General features: G+C 52.5%; 12 protein-coding genes. 7 read left to right on the top strand and 5 right to left on the bottom strand.

Annotation, left to right across the window (positions count from 1 at the left end; all coding sequences use genetic code 11):
- Positions 1-23: 23 nt before the first annotated feature.
- The 5 genes from EXE44_RS10990 to EXE44_RS10970 form a co-directional block, all read right to left on the bottom strand.
- Positions 24-1,127: a GAF domain-containing sensor histidine kinase gene (locus EXE44_RS10990; protein WP_137717170.1), complete on the bottom strand. Its 1,104-nt coding sequence runs from the start codon at positions 1,125-1,127 to the stop codon at positions 24-26.
- Positions 1,128-1,182: 55 nt separating this feature from the next.
- Positions 1,183-3,012, bottom strand: a complete 1,830-nt coding sequence (locus EXE44_RS10985; RefSeq protein ID WP_137717169.1) for a PAS domain S-box protein — start codon at positions 3,010-3,012, stop codon at positions 1,183-1,185.
- Positions 3,009-4,550 (bottom strand): PAS domain S-box protein, encoded by a 1,542-nt coding sequence (locus EXE44_RS10980; protein ID WP_158293450.1) that lies wholly within the window; start codon positions 4,548-4,550, stop codon positions 3,009-3,011. Before EXE44_RS10980 ends, EXE44_RS10985 begins: the two co-directional genes overlap by 4 nt.
- 46 nt (positions 4,551-4,596) lie before the next feature.
- A complete protein-coding gene (locus EXE44_RS10975; protein ID WP_137717167.1) occupies positions 4,597-6,075 on the bottom strand; it encodes an ATPase domain-containing protein in 1,479 nt (492 codons plus the stop codon).
- Between the two features lie 123 nt (positions 6,076-6,198).
- Entirely contained in the window at positions 6,199-9,192 is a 2,994-nt protein-coding gene (locus tag EXE44_RS10970) for a PAS domain S-box protein (protein ID WP_137717166.1), read from the bottom strand.
- A 297-nt stretch (positions 9,193-9,489) separates the two neighbouring features.
- Between EXE44_RS10970 and EXE44_RS10965 the strand changes: the two genes are divergently transcribed.
- The 7 genes from EXE44_RS10965 (at position 9,490) to EXE44_RS10935 (ending at position 16,707) form a co-directional block, all read left to right on the top strand.
- Positions 9,490-9,975: a chemotaxis protein CheW gene (locus EXE44_RS10965; protein ID WP_137694925.1), complete on the top strand. Its 486-nt coding sequence runs from the start codon at positions 9,490-9,492 to the stop codon at positions 9,973-9,975.
- A 672-nt stretch (positions 9,976-10,647) separates the two neighbouring features.
- Positions 10,648-12,405 carry a hypothetical protein gene (locus EXE44_RS21385; RefSeq protein ID WP_241991816.1) on the top strand — a complete coding sequence of 586 codons (1,758 nt, stop codon included), beginning with the start codon at positions 10,648-10,650 and terminating at the stop codon, positions 12,403-12,405.
- Between the two features lie 279 nt (positions 12,406-12,684).
- On the top strand, positions 12,685-13,203 hold the full coding sequence (locus EXE44_RS10955) for a type IV pilin (protein WP_137717165.1): 519 nt from the start codon (positions 12,685-12,687) through the stop codon (positions 13,201-13,203).
- Positions 13,204-13,322: 119 nt separating this feature from the next.
- Positions 13,323-14,342 (top strand): HAMP domain-containing sensor histidine kinase, encoded by a 1,020-nt coding sequence (locus EXE44_RS10950; RefSeq protein WP_137717164.1) that lies wholly within the window; start codon positions 13,323-13,325, stop codon positions 14,340-14,342.
- Between the two features lie 469 nt (positions 14,343-14,811).
- The gene (locus EXE44_RS10945; RefSeq protein WP_137717163.1) at positions 14,812-15,591 is read left to right on the top strand and encodes a DUF5821 family protein; all 780 of its coding nucleotides are present in this window, start codon (positions 14,812-14,814) and stop codon (positions 15,589-15,591) included.
- Between the two features lie 169 nt (positions 15,592-15,760).
- Entirely contained in the window at positions 15,761-16,042 is a 282-nt protein-coding gene (locus EXE44_RS10940) for a helix-turn-helix transcriptional regulator (protein WP_137717162.1), read from the top strand.
- Positions 16,043-16,410: 368 nt separating this feature from the next.
- Positions 16,411-16,707 carry a DUF6516 family protein gene (locus tag EXE44_RS10935; protein ID WP_137706844.1) on the top strand — a complete coding sequence of 99 codons (297 nt, stop codon included), beginning with the start codon at positions 16,411-16,413 and terminating at the stop codon, positions 16,705-16,707.
- The last annotated feature ends 35 nt before the right edge of the window (positions 16,708-16,742 follow it).

Below are 16,742 nucleotides of genomic sequence, written 5' to 3'. Positions count from 1 at the left end.
CTGTATCACCCTGTGCGGGGGTGTCACTGAGAAATAATGTCAATCTTAGTAATCTCGAATCGTGTACCGTTGTCACTTCCTTCGGTAATACGAATGTCCCACCCATGTGCTTCAGTAACCTGCTTAACAATACTTAATCCAAATCCAGTACCTTCCGTACCCGGAGAGTATCCCGCCTCAAATACAGCCGTGCGATCTGTAGCTGGAATACCGGGGCCATCATCTTCAATATAGAAGCCATCTTCAAGTTCCCCGACCCTCACAAAAACATCTGACCCACCATACATCACTGCGTTTGACAAAATATTCTCCAACAACTGACGAAGACGCGTCCGATCTGCGCTGATATATTGCTCTGTGTCAATAGATAACGTGGCGTTCTGTTGATCAACACTCGACCAACTTTCTTCAGTGAGTTGTGCTAACTCTACAGTCTCCAGATTGAGCGCCTCTGTTCCGATTCGTGCAAAAGTTAACATGTCGTCAATCAAGTGGTCCATTCGTTCATGAGCAGCGGCGACCTTTCGAAGAGGCTCACTATCTTCCTTCTCACGAACGGTTTCGAGGTATCCTTGAGCGATATTCAGTGGGTTGCGGAGGTCGTGGCTGACTACTGAGGCAAACCGATCTAGACGTTCAATTTGCTGTTTCAGTTCTTGCTCTCTTTCGATGCGATCAAGAGCTGTTTTTGAGTGACTCACAAGTAGCTCAGCTAACTCAATATCGTCTACGGTAAACGCAGACTCAGTCGTACTAACCGCCTGAAAAACACCGTGGTCGTCGATTGGAACACTTATGCCTGACCGATAGTCCGGCTTCGCGGGGTCCGTATTGTCATCCGGTTCTATTGTGTTAACAAGCTGCGACTCTCCGGTCTGATATGTTTTGCCTGCTAATCCTTGGTCAAGACGCATCTGACGACTTCCGTCTGCTGGAGCATCTTTTGATGTGCCGCGCGGAACGAGCCACTCGCCATCGCGAATCAAGATAGTACAAAGATTAAAATCCAGAATATCTGATGCGGCACTAACCGTTAAATCACAGACACTCTCAGTCGTATCCTGAGATTGAAGTCTGGTCGCAACGTCATGTAGAGCCTCAATCGTCTCGCCAGGCGAGTTGGTCATATCAAACAAATGGGAGCACAGCCGGTAAAATTACTTGTTAAAGGAGTAGAAGAAGTCACTTCTCAGCTGCTAACGGGAGCCTAATCGTAATCTCGGTCCCACCTTGCTCGCGGTCGTCAACACGAATCTTTCCGCCAGAGTGAGTGATGGTCCAATAGACGAGCCACAATCCGAGTCCGCTGCCGTGAGAGAGTGTCTCGATAGCACCGCCCGATTCAAGAACGTTTCTGTCAAACTCCGGAATACCCGGACCATTGTCTCGCACGCGGAGGATACCCCATGAACTGTCAACAGTAAGGTCAACAGATACACGTGGTTCGTCGCTGTCGTTGTGGACTACAGCGTTAATCAGTAGCTCTTCGATAGCGGTATCAATCGAGTCAGACGCAGAGACAACAAGTTGAGCCGGGGCCGAAACATCGATACTTGCGTTAGACCATTTTTGACCCGTCTCTTCCGCAAGATTTCGAACTACCTGTCCGAGGTCTACCGGGGCCGGGTCGCGTGGATCACTGAGGCCGTCAGTAATCTTTCGTGACTTCTCGCTCGTCGTCAACAGGCCGTTAGCTCGCTCAACAATAACATCGGCAGCAGCCTTGAGGTCACCATCGAGTTCATCTTGAAGCTGCTTGCCTCGACCACGGATTACATTCACATCGTTGCGAATATTATGGCGCAAAATATTGTCGAAGACTTTCAACTGTCGCGTCCGCTTGTCGAGATTGGTGACATCCCGACAGATCGCAACTGTGCCTGTGAGTTCTCCATCCTCATAGTAGGGGTACCGGCTCGTGTAGAAGACCGCCTCCTTGTCAGTATGTGTGAACGTCGGCTCAACACTGTATTCGACTGGCTGTTCGGTCTCGATTACACGCTGTTTCTGCCGGGCAATCTCTGTGGCAGTGGCTGCGTCCATAAACTCGTATTCACCATCGCCGAGTAATTCATCCCTTGAGAGCCCGGCAAACGAGCACAGTGCGTCGTTAACCAGTCGAAACTCTCCCTCACAGCTCTGGAGCATAATTGGATCCTCAAGCCGCTCAACAATATCACGATATAAGGAGAGCCGTTGCTCAATCTCTTTGCGCTCGGTGATATCTCTTTGGACTGCGACGAAGGCTTTCGGCTCACCATCTTCGACAATTGGCGCGATAGTTTGATCTGCGACGTACTGGGAGCCGTCTCGTCGTTGGTTTGTAATTTCTTCATGCCACGTGTCGCCAGCGGTGATCGTCTCCCAAAGATCACTGTAGTAGTCGTCGGTCATCGCTCCAGAACTGATAAGCTCTGGTGACTCACCGACAGCTTCAGTCCGACTGTAACCCGTAATCGATTCGAACTCTGAGTTGACGTACTTGATCGTTCCTGTCGCGTCGGACATCCAGATGGCGTGACCAGAGGATTCAACCGCTTGTTTGAATAGTTCCAGCGTCTCCGTCCGTTTTTTGAGACGCAGTGATTGGGTTCGCAGCCTCGTAAGTGCCTCTACCCGCCATTCTAATTCAGCCTTTTTGATCGGCATCGAAACCACTTCGTCAGCGGTTTCGAACACAACGCTGTCGGCAATCTCACCACGATCGGTTTCAATAACGGAGAGGTCTGCTCCCGGAATGAGCAGAAGGCATGGCAAGAGAGCGGGCTCAGCCTTTCGTTTCCGAGCTCGGAGCGTTTCAGCATGCGTCTGTAACATCTCCCCATCAACGATACAACAATCGAATGTCGCTGTTTCGACTGGCTGGTCAGGATCGACAAGCGTGTAGCTATCGTGGGATTCAATCCACTCAACAATCAGCCGCCGATCTCCTTTATCAGAGAGTAAAGGGAACAAGGCCGCTTGGTCAGTAACATCATCAGAGAAGTCATTTACAGAAAGTGTATCGTTCATCGATCGCCCCCCTCGCTATTGTTTGTAGCCTCAGTCGTCTGTAACTCAACAACAAAGGCTACGCCAGGTTGATCCGTCTCAGTTGCTTCTCTGGGCAATTCATCCTCACTGCAATCCGCGATCCAGACTTTTCCATCGTAACTCTCAAGAAGATTATCAACGAGGAACAAACCCATTCCGGTCCCCCCGCTCTCTAGTCCCTTCTGACCTTCTTGAAACAGATCTTTTCGGACGTCGGCTGGAATTCCTGGTCCGTTGTCAGCCACTCTGACACGGACGGTGTCATCCATCTCTTCAACGGTGATGACTACCTTCGGATCTGGTCTTTGATTGTGTTGGACCGCATTGTTGACAAGGTTCCGAAACACTGACGAGAGCAACTCATTTGCCAGTACCCGCGTTTCTTGATCGGGTGGGTCTGGCATCGTAATTTCTGCGTCGGAAAACGTCTCCCGACGCTTTTCGAGTTCTTCAGTGAGGAGTTGTCGAAGTGAGATCGGCTTGAGATCTGGCGTTTCATCACCGTGAATGAGTGCTGATAGGTCACGGGCAACGTTTGTGAGTTCGATAACATGATTTCCTGCCCGGAGGACCCGGTCAAGTTTCTCTTTACCGTCCGAAGAGAGCTCATTTTCAAGCATTTCTCCCCACGAAACAATGACGTTCATATCATTTCGGATATCATGACGGAGAACTCTGTTCAACACGTCGAGTTGCTCACGTTGCTCACGAAGACGTTCTTGGAGATCTCGGAGATCAGTAATTTCGTGATTAACGGCGATGAACTGTGTGATATCACTATTTGGGTTTTCAACCGGAGCAATTGTTTGTTGGACAATATACCTCTCGCCGTCTTTGCGTCTGTTGACAACCGTGCCATGCCACGTCTCACCGGCGGTGATAGTCTTCCACAGCTCTTCATAGAACGCCTCATCATGTTCACCAGATTTGAGCATCCGCGGGGTATTTCCGACGACTTCCTCACTTGTATACCCTGATTGTGACTCAAAACCTCTATTGACGTACTCAATTGTTCCGTCGACGTCGGTGATCAATACTCCGTGACCGGCGTGTCGGTCGCGGATTTGGCGGAGTTGCTCACGTCGGTTGAACGCGACAGTCGACTGGTCTCGCAGGCGGAGAGCCATCTCTAGTTGTTCGCCAAGTCTGTGTTCTGCGAGTGGCATATCGATCAGCCCATCGATAGCATCCCACAGCTCCGGGTGTGTCTCGCGGAGACGATTACAGATCTGGCGGTGCTTTGCCTCAGGGACCAACAACAGGTACGGCAGCACAACCTGCTCATGTTGCTTTCGTGTGAGCAGTTCCGAGCGGTGCTCATTGAGGGCTGTCTTGTCGACGAGACAGCAGTCGAACGCCGCCTCAGCGATATCTACGCTCTCAACAATCGTATATTGGTCATGTTTGGTTAGCCACTCTGTGAGGACACGTCGGTTCCCTTGGTCACTAACCAGCAGCAAGACGCGCTTTGCTTCGTCGGCTGTCTCTTGGTAGGACGGCTGTTCGTTCGTGGACATGAGATTTGATCGTGGGCTTGTATTGAGTGCGTGTGTCACGCGAAGGCTACACTTGGTCGGTATCAGCCACGTCGCGATCGGTACCGCCAGCATCCTCGTTCCAGTCGGGCGTCCCAGTCAGAATGCCCCGAAGTTGCGGGAGAGGCTCCCCGACGCGTATTCCGTCGGCCGTAATCTCAAGTTCGCGGAGGCTGCGTTCGAAGTCGCTTGTTCGCATTTTCAGTGTCCCAATCACTTTCCGCATCTCGCCGCGGTACTCGACGTGACGCAGGAAGACAATATTATCGGCAAGGTTGCTCGTCCGCTCTTCAGACGCTTGGAAGTCCCCGGTGATATTGTGGACTTCATTAATGAGCAGGGTAGTGATACTGGCAGACCGGAGGAATCGACCGATCCGCACCAACGCACTCGTCGTGTCAGCAAGTCCACGGAGATTTTCTTGGAAGCCTTGTGACCCATCAATCATCACAACCTCAGTCCCGTCGGTAACGGCCTCCCGGAGGAGTTGCTCAAATTCACCAACCGTGTACTCATCGGGAGAGACCTCGACAATAGAGAGTTCACCGCTTTCCAGCGCAGCCTGAAGTGGAAGCCCAATTGCTTTTGCGCGATCACGAATGGTCCATTCTGCTTCTTCGAACTGGAATAATACGCTCTGTTTGCCCGCAAGTGCTGCTTGAATGAGAAACTGAAGCCCAGTCGTCGTCTTACCGACACCGGTTGGCCCACTAAGCATTGTTATCGTGCCCTGATCTAAGCCGCCATAGAGCAACTCATCGAGTTCGTCCACGCCAGACGACAGCGGTTCCGCGTCGATCGCTTGTTTCTGCGTATCGGGTACGAGCTCCGGCCAAACTTCCAGTCCCGCTGTAGAAATATCGTAGAAATGATCTCCACGTCGGAACGATGACCCTCGGAACTTAGAGACAGTGACCATCCGGCTCTCAGAAGTTACATCAAGAGAAATGACAGTATCAACAAGAAATTGGATATCATAGTCTTTGATTGGCCCCCCAGATTGAGACGTTAACATGCCCATCGCGCCAATTTCTTTGAGATAATCAAGGAGACCAAGGATTCCAGACCGGAATTGCCGCTCGTCAGTTGTAAGATGCCTGAATTCTGTGATTGGGTCCAGTAACACGCGATCTGGTTCAATCTCATCAATCTTCTCACGGAGTTCCGCGATGAAGTCCGGCTGTTCGACTTCCGCTGACTCAAAGACGCTGTAGGAGTTACGCTCTGAGAACTGTTCTTCTGTCGGCGAAATATTATGGAAGTGAATTTGCTCGGTATGAAGATCGAATGCATCAGCGGTTTCTTCAACGTACGCCTGCGGCTCACCCATGTTGACGTATAGAGACGTCTCGCCGGCGTCTATCCCCGCTGAAAGAAAGTGTAAGCCGAAAATTGTCTTCCCTGAACCAGGCGACCCGCGTATAAGCACGTTTCGCGGATGAATAAGACCGCCATCTAATATATCGTCTAACCCACTAATACCCGTAGACAATCGCTGACCTGTCATAATAGCATATTACACTTAGTATTCAAGTAGTTTGTTGCTGTGACCGTGCGCTAGTCTTGTCTTTTATAGGCGGACAAAGCGAATACCCCGAGGCGATTCACTTTCTCCACCAAAGTCCAGAACTCACTCTACAACTTCGAGACCAGTAAATTCGAACCGTGTACCACCCTGTTCACTCTCGGCCACAGTAATCTCCCACTCGTAAGTGCTGGCAATTTGCTCGACGATCCGCAGGCCGAAGCCGGTCCCCTCCTCATTGGTCGAGTAGCCCGCCTCAAAGATTTCCTCGCGGTCACTCCCTGGGATACCGGTTCCGGTATCCGCCACGTAGAAGCCGTTCTCTACTGTACCGACGGATACTGTCACGTTTTCGTCGTTATGTTCGACTGCGTTACGATAGAGATTCTCAAATAGTTGCTGAAGACGGCTCTGATCGGCCTTGACAACCTGAGAGACATTAGTTTCGAGTGCTGCCTGTCCCGTACCAACGGTTTGCCAACTGTCCTTGGCTATGTCGGCAAGTCCAACTGGTTCGGGCTCATCAATCTTCTCACCCTCTCGTGCCAGTGTTAGTAAGTCTTCTATGAGCGCGCCGATCCGATCGAGTGCCTGGGCAACACCCTCAATGTGGTCACTCTCGCACTCCTCACGAATCAGTTCTAACCGTCCGATAGCCACTTGAAGCGGATTTCTTAAATCGTGGCTGACAATGCTGGCAAACCCCTCAAGTCGCTCGTTCTGACGTTCGAGTTCCCGTTTGTTCTCGACTTCCTCGGTGACATTCTGTGAGACTGCCATCACGTACTCGATCTCATTGTTGTTGGTCCGAACAGGGGCGGTCTGAATTCGGTATTGCCTGCCCCCGTACTCCTGTCCGAACGTGCTGGCATTCCCATTCAGCGTTTCCTCGTAATAGTGACAGAGTTCATTCGCGATGTCTTCTGGGAACAGATCGTGTGATTTCCGACCCTCGATATCGTCGGGAGGTAGGCCAATGTTGCCCAGTTCTCTGCCACCGGCGCGTACGTATTCGAGATCCGTGTTGATGAGGAATACCGCACCGTCCGGGAAATTCTTGGCTAGTGTCTCGTACTGGTTTTTTAACTCCTGTAACTCCTGTTCACGTTTTTTCCGCTGGGTCACATCTCGGAGTGTTCCAACTGAGCCGTTGAATTGGTCGCCTCCGTACGGGAGAACGCCCATTTGATCTTCACAGACAATCGGGTCACCCTCCCGCGGGTACACCGTCACTTCGAATGTGAGCGTTTCCGGGCCATCACTTGACAACAACCGTCCCAACTGGTGTTCTGCCTGTTCGACAGCCTCCTCGTCTTTGATGAGCGACGGTGTGTTCCCAAAGATAGTTTCCCGGTCGTAGCCGACTAACTTGACGAACTCGTCGTTGACGTAGGTGAATCGTCCCTCTTCGTCAATCACGTACACTGCGTCGGTCAGTGCTTCAATGATCGTTTCGTACTCTTCTAATCCTCGCTTGCGGTTCTCGCGCTCGGTGACGTCCTGAAACTTTGAAAAGACCGACTGTACGTCCCCTTCTGCGTTGGTAACAACACGGTTGTGCCACTCACCGGTGAATACTTCGCCGTCCTTTCGGACGTTCCGATTGAGTGCGTGTTCTCCGCCATTGGCATTGAGGAGGCTCTCGACGACAGTGCCAATTTTGTCATGGTCATCGGCGGCGACAATCGTTTTCCATGGTTCGCCGCGTATCTCTTGCTCACCATGTCCAAGGATTTCTTCAGCCCGTGCGTTCAGCCGTTCGAATCGGAATGTGTTGTCCCACTGGACGGCCCCAAGTGGGGATTCCTCGAATAACAGCCCGAGTTCCTGCTGTCGTTGGCGAGTAGTCTGCTCGTGTTCGACGCGATTAAGCGCTGCTATGAGACTCCCTGCCAGTAGTTCTCCGAGCGCGGTGTCCTGTTGATCGAAGGCTGCTCGCTTCTCGGAGCCAGCGATCAGTACCCCATGGTCAGCAAGTGGCAGATACAAGTGACCAGCGAGATCAGTTCCGGTGTTGTGGCTGTCCGAATCTTGCTGTACATCTGCTATTACTGCTGGTTCGCCGTCGCGGTAGACTCGTCCCGCGATACTGTCCGTCACAGGAAGTGGTTGTATATTTCCGATGAGCGAGTTTAGATCATCCGTCTGTGCCACGGGAACCAGCTGAGTGTCGTCAGCTTCGGAGATGTGGATAGCATTTGCCTTGAAATTGAGGATATCACTGGCAGCCTCAACGCCAATATCAGCGACCTCTTGTCTGGTTTCTGCCTCTAGGAGTGCCTGTGTAGCCCGGTTCAGTTCGGTTAACTGTCGTTCACGTGTTTTTTTCTCAGTGATGTCGTTGACTGCCCCACGGAGCTTCGTTACCTGCTCTCCAGATTCCACGACTGGAGTGATCGTAACGTCCAAGAGACGCTCGTCGCTGCCGCCTGGATGGAGTCGCCACGTGTCTCGTAGTTTATCACCTGCTTCGAAACCCTTCTCGAGTGCCTGCTGAACTTCTTCGCGGTCATCCGGGTGGAACAATTCTATCGCCTCTTCAACAGGGATTTCAGTCAGGTTGGGACGCTCGATAATTCGACGGGCACCAACGGTCAGCAAGACCCTACCACTCTCTCTGTCGAATTCGAACCCGCCGGTGTTGCCCGCAAACTCTGTCAGGCGCATCAGTTCTTCCTGTCTGTCAGCGCGCTCGGCCTCACGTCGGGTGTTGACCGCGTTCCGAATTCGGTTGGTCAAGAGTTCGTACGTCTCTGAACCTGTTCCCTTCTGAAGATAGTCTGTTACATCGGCGGAGATCGCCTCACTGGCTACCTCTTCACTGCCCTTGCCGGTAAAGAGAATGAACGGGAGGTCTGGATTGTTCTCACGGACACCTTGTAAGAGTTCTAAGCCATCCATGCCGGGCATGTTGTAGTCCGAGACAATACAGTCGGGTAGGTGACTATCAACCCGTTCTAGAACCTCGTTACCGCTGTTTGCTGTCTCAACAGTGAATTTATCATCCTCACGTTCGAGAAACGTCGCAGTCAGGTCTGTAAGAGACGGCTCATCGTCAACGTGGAGAACCTGAATCTGTTGTTCCGAAACGAGAGTCATTACCTGTTACTTTGCCACCAGTTCTATAACACTTTCTGAGGATTATCATGTTTGATTTGTTCTTGTATAGCACATTGTTGATGGAGAGAGTTCTTGCGATTTCGAGATACACCACTTCTGTGAGATATCTCGTACCACAGTAGCTCTGCCGACTACCTACTGAGTGAGGTTTATAAAGGGAATCCGTGCCAACAACCTCCACAAGAAGAGTGGGAGTCAAGACGATTTTACGGGTCTGGCAATCAAAGCTAATAATTTTAGGGGTACAGTTATTTGTATCTTCACCACAGACTCTTTATGTCAGTCACAAAAACTGAAGCTGAACCCACCAAAGTGCTGGAGTTTGGCTTGGGCAACGGGACGTACTGTCTGGATATCGGGATCATCGACGAAATCGTTGACGCCGGCAAGCTCACGCGGATCCCTAATTCCCCTGACCACGTTGAAGGCGTAATGGACCTGCGAGGACGTACGACAACGATTGTTGATCCGAAGACACTCTTTTCGATCGACGAGAAAGGACCCCGCGAACGGATTGTGGTGTTCGACGACGACGAGACCGATGGGAGCGGTGCCGTCGGCTGGATGGTTGATGAACTGTTCCAAGTCCGCGACGTGGCTCCAGAAGACGTGGATCAAGCAACAACCGTTAATGGCGAAGGGGTTAATGGAATCGTCAAATCCGAAAACCGCTTCTTGATCTGGGTCACTACAGATATCGACGAGGTCGTGGACTTCGAAGCTCCCAATCTCGTGAGGGAGAAGGAGCAGGCCGACGAATAGTGGGTCGGCGGATCAGCATAATACAAGCTGGAGACTCCGACCTCAACCCCTGCGGGACCTACGGTCACGCTGCTGTCCCGGAACAGTACTTTCGCCTCGCTCGCCTGAGCTATAAGTCACAGAGTCTCTAATTTTGAAGCGAAGGAGCACTGCTGGGCCGGTTTCAACAACCGGATCAGCTCCCAAACAGTGTCAGATGCTCCCTCTCCCCTCGAAGTAGCCCGTGAACTCGTGAGAAATTCTTCACACCGCAAGAAGGCAAGCCATCAACGATCTTCTACAGATAAGCGGATTGTGTACCGGGCAAGGTGTTCAGGAAACGGGGGTTTTCTGAACAGTAAAATCAAATCTACAAGGCTCTTCCCGAACTCAATGAAACACTACTGTCCGCAAATTGATAGAATATTCTGTAATGAATACAGGGCGCGAATCCACCGCACGCTAATTCATACGAATACCGCAAGTATAAGAAGATTTATACTAACACATCACCTCTACTGCGCGATTATGAATTCACGACGACGTGATAGTCACGCAGACAGCATGCGACGTGCTACCACAAGCAGACGGGCGTTACTCACAGCAAGCGGCGCCGTCGCAATCGGCGCGCTAAGTGGCTGTCTGAGCCAAGTCGCGTCGTCAGTCACGAACACAGGGTCGTCGCCTGCGGCAGTGTTCGCAGGTGCGGATTGGAATGACGATGAAACGGAGGTCACACTCACGTCCGAAGACGAGATCTTTGGCGAACCGCACGTCGCTCGGTTGACTCCGACGCTTGCTGGGCGAGTTGAGTTGGAAGGGTGGGTAACTTCGACCGCGCTCACCGCGGCGAACTACAACAACTCTCGGAGTAACAAATCAAAAACCCGGGCTCCTGACGGGGATGAGGATGCCGATGGTGTTGACGACGACGTTCGCGGTGAGGACTACAACTCGCCCCGAAGTAATCGGAGTATCGCAGGCCCCAGCGATATCATCGACGACGATATCGACGAAGACGATGAGACGTTCCGGCGCGTCTCGCGGCTTGACGCACAGCTCGAAGAGGCGACGACTGCGGCTGCGACAGCAATTTCGAAGCGGAGTGCGCGGACAGGGCGGAATCCGGAGACGGAGAAAGAGATTACTGAGGCGTTAGGTGACATGGAAGCAGTGCTGGCCGAGATGCGGGCAGTGCTGGAGCGATGTTCAGACGAGTCCTGTGTCGCGGCACTGGCGAACGTCGCAGATAGGGAGACAGACGTTGTCCGAGCGCAAGAATACGCTCAGGACAACGAGTGGGAGGCTTTCGGTCTTGACAGTGGTGGTGACGGGAACGATATCCTCGTCGGAGATTACTTGCTTCCACCAGTCGGGTTTGACCCAGCAGGGTCGTTCAGTCCGGGAGAGCAGGCGGAGCTTTTCAGATATCTTGAGCAGAAGCCTGTTGTTGCGGAACGGTTCTCGGTGTGTTTGCCTGATGCTGAGGTTCCGGGTGGAAACGGCAGTATCGAGGACGCGGTGACGCCGGAGCGGCTCTTCGCCTACCTGACGGGTCGGTCCGATGGTGAGGGTAAGGTGTACTCGTGGGGGAATTCAGAGTATGCTGGCCCGGATGAGAGCGGTGATTGTGACGATGTCAGTTCCACTGTGTCCCCGGGTGCGGTGTGCGGGGAAACACCCCACTTCGTTGCGGAGATGACGGGGCCTGTGGCGACGGGCGGTGGACTCGTTGCTGAGCGCACTACTGACGGTCACGTTGTTGTGACGAACTCTCCACCGTCTGCTGACGCTGGTGTGTCTGTCGTGGTGTGCCCGGTTGAGGATAAGCCGTTCGAGCCGGACGGGTTGGATGCGTGGGCAAAGAAAATGGATGATGTGCCTGTTGAACTTGCTCAGCAGGGTCGATTGCTCAACCTGACAGTAGCGCAGGTGATGGTCCAGCCACCAGGGTGTCCGGAGTCGATTCCGGCCCTCATATACTTGAGTCGAGGGCTAAGCGACGGGCAGCTCATCTACTCAGGCGGGTGGATTATCGACGATGCTGCGTTGTACGAGAATTCGACGACGGTGTTATCGATGGCTGGGGCGGCGCAGGTGGTTGGTATTGAGTGCTGCTTCGATTACTCTGCTGACGCTGATAGAGATGGGCTCAGTGACTTAGTGACACGAGCAGGGCTGAGTGAGCGTGCTCGTCGGGGGGCGCGAATGGACTCAGGAACGGTCGATGAGTTGGTCAAAGCGAGAGTGTTCTCAGCGGACTCGTTTGACCCTGAGGATCCTGTGATGAGTGACTTTCTTCGGTCTCGGTCTGGAGGAGGCGGTGGTGGTCGGGTGGCCCTGACGCACGTGGCGGGGGATGCGCCGGTGTTACACTTGGTAGACGCTGCGAGTGCGTCGGATGATGTGAAATTCAAGGCGGGGGCTGAGCTCTCGAAGAGCGTGAACTGATTGTCTGTACGGCACCGTGGCATCCCATGTGGCGACCCGAGTTTTTCCGACGGTATCGCTGTGCTGTGTACATCCTCTGTATCTCGCACGCCGTTTTTATCAGATTCAGATGATTTCAGCAAGTCAATCGCAGTGTAACCAACATCTGCCGCAGCTACAATAGACTATGATGAACTTGATATCTGGTGATCGAGGATTGGTTTCTCGAATGAATTTTGTAGAGAATGTATAGCTTGTCAACCCTATAGATATTTTATCAAGCAGAGATTAGTTGAGCTAATGAGTGAGGATGATCGCGCTGTTACTCCTGTCATCGCAACAATTCTCATGGTCGCGGTTGTGGTCGTTTTAGCAACAACCATTTCTGTATACTTCTACGATCTTAGCAACACTATAGAACCAGCCCCAAACGCCGCATTTGAGCAACAACTGCTTGACGAAAGTGGTCCTAATGAGCGTCTTGAGGTTACCCTCACACATGGAGGTGGAATCCGTGCAAACCGGGTGCTGATCGTCGCAACAGAGCCAGTCGATATTGGTGGCCCAGATACGGACCCAAATGGTGGTTACGCAACGGTCGGTGAGAAATTGACAGAGGGGAATGATCAATCCGGTGTTGGCGAATACTGGACAGCAGGAGAGACGATAAAAATCGGTGGCGTTGGGGACCTGTCTGGGATCACAATTCGCATAGTCTGGAACCCAACAGAGGTGAAAAAAGATGGCGCAGGTGGAAGAGAACCAAGCGAAGTAATCGGCGAAAACGCTGCAGTAATTTGGGAACACACTGTTGAATAGGTGACTTATTGGCACCTGCGGATCCTGACGACGACCAATCGCACAATACAGGTGAAGGGCTCATCGGCCGGTGCGGACCTACCAAAGAGTAAGTAACCAGCCGACAGAGAATACGGCATATGAGCGACGGCGACTCGAAACCGGATGATCTCTCCTCCGAGTTTTTCCAGCAGATGGTCGAGGCAGTCGGCGTCGGCGTCGGGATATACGGACAAGACGGTCGGTATATCTACGTGAACGACTCTTACGCTGAGCTGTTCTCAGTCACGCCGGCCGATCTGGTCGGAGTAGCGATTTGGGAGGTCGCACCCGAAGTCGACCCCGATACGTTCGACGCGTACTGGGACTCATTCGCTGACGGTGACACACGGCAGGCGGAGACTGTCCATGAGTACAGTGGGAACCGCGTGCCCGTGGCGACGGTCACGACGCAGCGAACGATTGACGGGGTGCCGTACCACTTTGGGACGATCAAAGACATTACTGAACGCAAGGCGCAGGAGCGTGAAATTCAACAGCAGAACGAACGCCTGGAGAATTTTGCCGGGCTCGTCTCACACGACCTTCGGAATCCGCTCAACGTCGCGCAGGGCTATGTCGATATGCTACAGGCAGACATCGATCGCAATGAGCTAACTCTTGTTGACAACGCTCTTGGGCGGATGGATTCGCTGGTGTCTGAGCTGTTACAACTCGCACGGACGAACACACCAGTCGGGGAGACAGACTCAGTGTCGTTGTTCGACACCGTCACGAAAGCTTGGGACTCAGTCGCAACGATCGACGCCGACCTGCGGTTGGCAGGCTCCGATACGCAGATACTTGCGGATGAGTCCCGATTACGGGAATTGTTCGAGAACTTATTCCGAAATGCTATCGAACACGCCGGGGCAGATGTAGAGGTAACCGTCAAAGCACAGTCAGACGGCTTCTCAGTCGCCGATGATGGACCTGGAATTCCACCCGAAGAGCGTGATCGAGTTTTTGAGACCGGGTTCACGACGAATCCGGACGGGACGGGATTTGGGTTGAATATCGTCCAGCAGATTGTTACCGGCCACGATTGGGAGATACAGGTTACGGAGAGTATCTCGGGGGGCGCACGATTTGTGATTACCGGCCTCAAGACGGTGGATTAGTACGTAGTGCTACATGCGCGACTCGTCTCTTTCACGGTGTTCGGAACGGGATCCGAATCGCCAGAGTTCAGTCCGATCAATTCGCAAGCGCATCCTCTCAGCTAATTCAGGAATTAGATAGAGGAAATAACGCAGTCTCCGTGCTGACTACATCCTCTGTATCTTGCACGCCGTTTCTATCAGATTTGGACAATTTCATCAAATCTAGCACGGTGTAGCCAATGTTCGCCGCGGCTACAACAGATTATGAAGAACTCCGTATTTGGTAACTGAGAATCGGCTTCTCAAACGAATATTGTAGTCGAATACCGGATTCTACTACCCCAAATCGAGGGCCACTACTGCGACCAACAATCTGCTTCCTATGAGCGTACTCGAAACGGATAGTTAGCTCTATCCCGTAACCGGCAAACTAGTCCAATCCTCAGATATCATATCTATTAAGTACATATCGATAAAATTACAAAATATGACCAAACAATACATTTCCACTCAGATGATTCCCGAACGAGACGAGCCAGCATTGTATATCAATCCTCGCTCTGAACAAATCGCAGCCTTCGCAGAGGAAGCAGTAACGGTTGAGGACCAGCCCAAGGTCCGGCTGCTCGCAGACTCAGATGAAATCAAAGACGCCCTCTACAGCTTCCTCACGGCCTCAAAGATTGCCGAACTCATCCACCGGGAGCAACTCAGCCTCCGAACACTCACGGAGCCAGTTCAGAATACCATCTTCACAACCGAGTCTGAGGCTGTAGTTCCTGTGATGGACAAGCACAGTATTTCGAGCTCGGACCCCGAGCTGGTCTCATCAGTCTACGGTGAGTTCGACTCCAGATTCGAGGCTGCCGAGCAGTATCACCTCCGGACACCTGCCCTCTCAGTAGTGAAACATACGCTCCGAGAAGAGATCGGCGACGATATCGCAGCCGAGCTCGACGAAGTCCTCGCACACGCTGAAGAGATTTCCAACAGCAACGAATACCTCAGTATCGTCGAGATCATGCTCATCCTCGCAGCCCGCAACGAGGTCCTTCTCTACGACGTCTCGAAATGGGGAGAGGATACGGGTATCGCTTCGAAAGCGACCTTCTCACGGGCCAAATCAGCACTCGAAGATGCTGGCCTCATCGAGACTGAAAAAGTCCCACTAGACATCGGTCGTCCCCGACTTCGGCTTATCGCAACCGACGAGCTCGCGACAGCAGACCTGAAAACACTCTCCACCGAGATCCGGTCTCCGCTGTAGCATCCGCCCCACGATAGCCACCGACTATCGAGACGGATATACGGTACTTCTCCGACTCAAGTGTGAGATGAAGCAGTCAAAATCACTGTATAGAGGGTGTGAAACGTATTCTATAACACGCAGTCGCCAAATCAATAGTATTTCAAAACTCGAATACGAAAATTGCGACATGTACGATCTCACTGGCTTTCAACGCGATCTGCTATACGTAGTTGCCGGACTTGACGACCCCCACGGACTCGCGATCAAAAACGAGCTCGAGGACTACTACGAAAAGGAAATCCATCATGGTCGGCTCTATCCCAACCTCGACACGCTCGTTGAGAAGGGACTCATCGAAAAAAGTCAGCGGGACCGACGGACCAACGAGTACAGCACTACTCGCCGGGGCACTAGAGAAATCGAAGCTCGGACTGAATGGGAAGCCGGGTATATTGACCACGACGATTGATCGAACCGCTGCGTTCGAGGACTGTTTGACTCTAGTATTTGGCCCTCTTCTCGCGTGAGCTCCACATAGCATCACTAGACATCGTAGAAAGAGTATTTTGGATTAATATTATGGTTAAGGTTAAGATTAACCCATATCGTTCCAATTGCCGAGCTATACTTGGGATCTGTTCGAGAAGGGCATCAGCCGGGCAGTAGCTCAGACAGGTAACGGACAGTTTTCTAGGTCTCGTCGATGACGACACCGACGACGAGTAGTACCGCATTAGCCACGCTCGATGTTGCCGTCATGGATGCTATCTGTTTCTTTGCTCTTGTTAGGTTTTTCCCTAACACTTATCGGAACAGGGTGCGTCGACACGTGTGTGGATGAGCGATGATGTCACCGTACTCGAAGACGAAACTGAAGCCTACGCCGATGGCACCGTTGCGCGGGTACGCGTGCTTTCGGTCCCGATCTCAGACCGGTTCGAGGACGGGATCAAGTACGCCTACCACTACGGCGAAGCCGGCGCAGATGATCCGATCATCCGGTTCGACAACCACCACGGCGTCCACGAACTCCACCTCGGCGGTGAGACCTTCGAGATCGACTACCCCGGCCTTGCGGAGATCTTCCGCGCCTGGCGGGCGGCGCTCCCAGAAGAGAAGCGCGACGATTGGTAGCCCGTTCAACTACGGTGACTGACGTACAGACCCGC

This window comes from Halorubrum sp. SS7, assembly GCF_005435055.1.
Classification (GTDB): Archaea; Halobacteriota; Halobacteria; order Halobacteriales; family Haloferacaceae; genus Halorubrum; species Halorubrum salinarum.
Note: the sequence above shows the minus strand (reverse complement) of the source record. Positions and strands in the feature narration are given on the sequence as shown.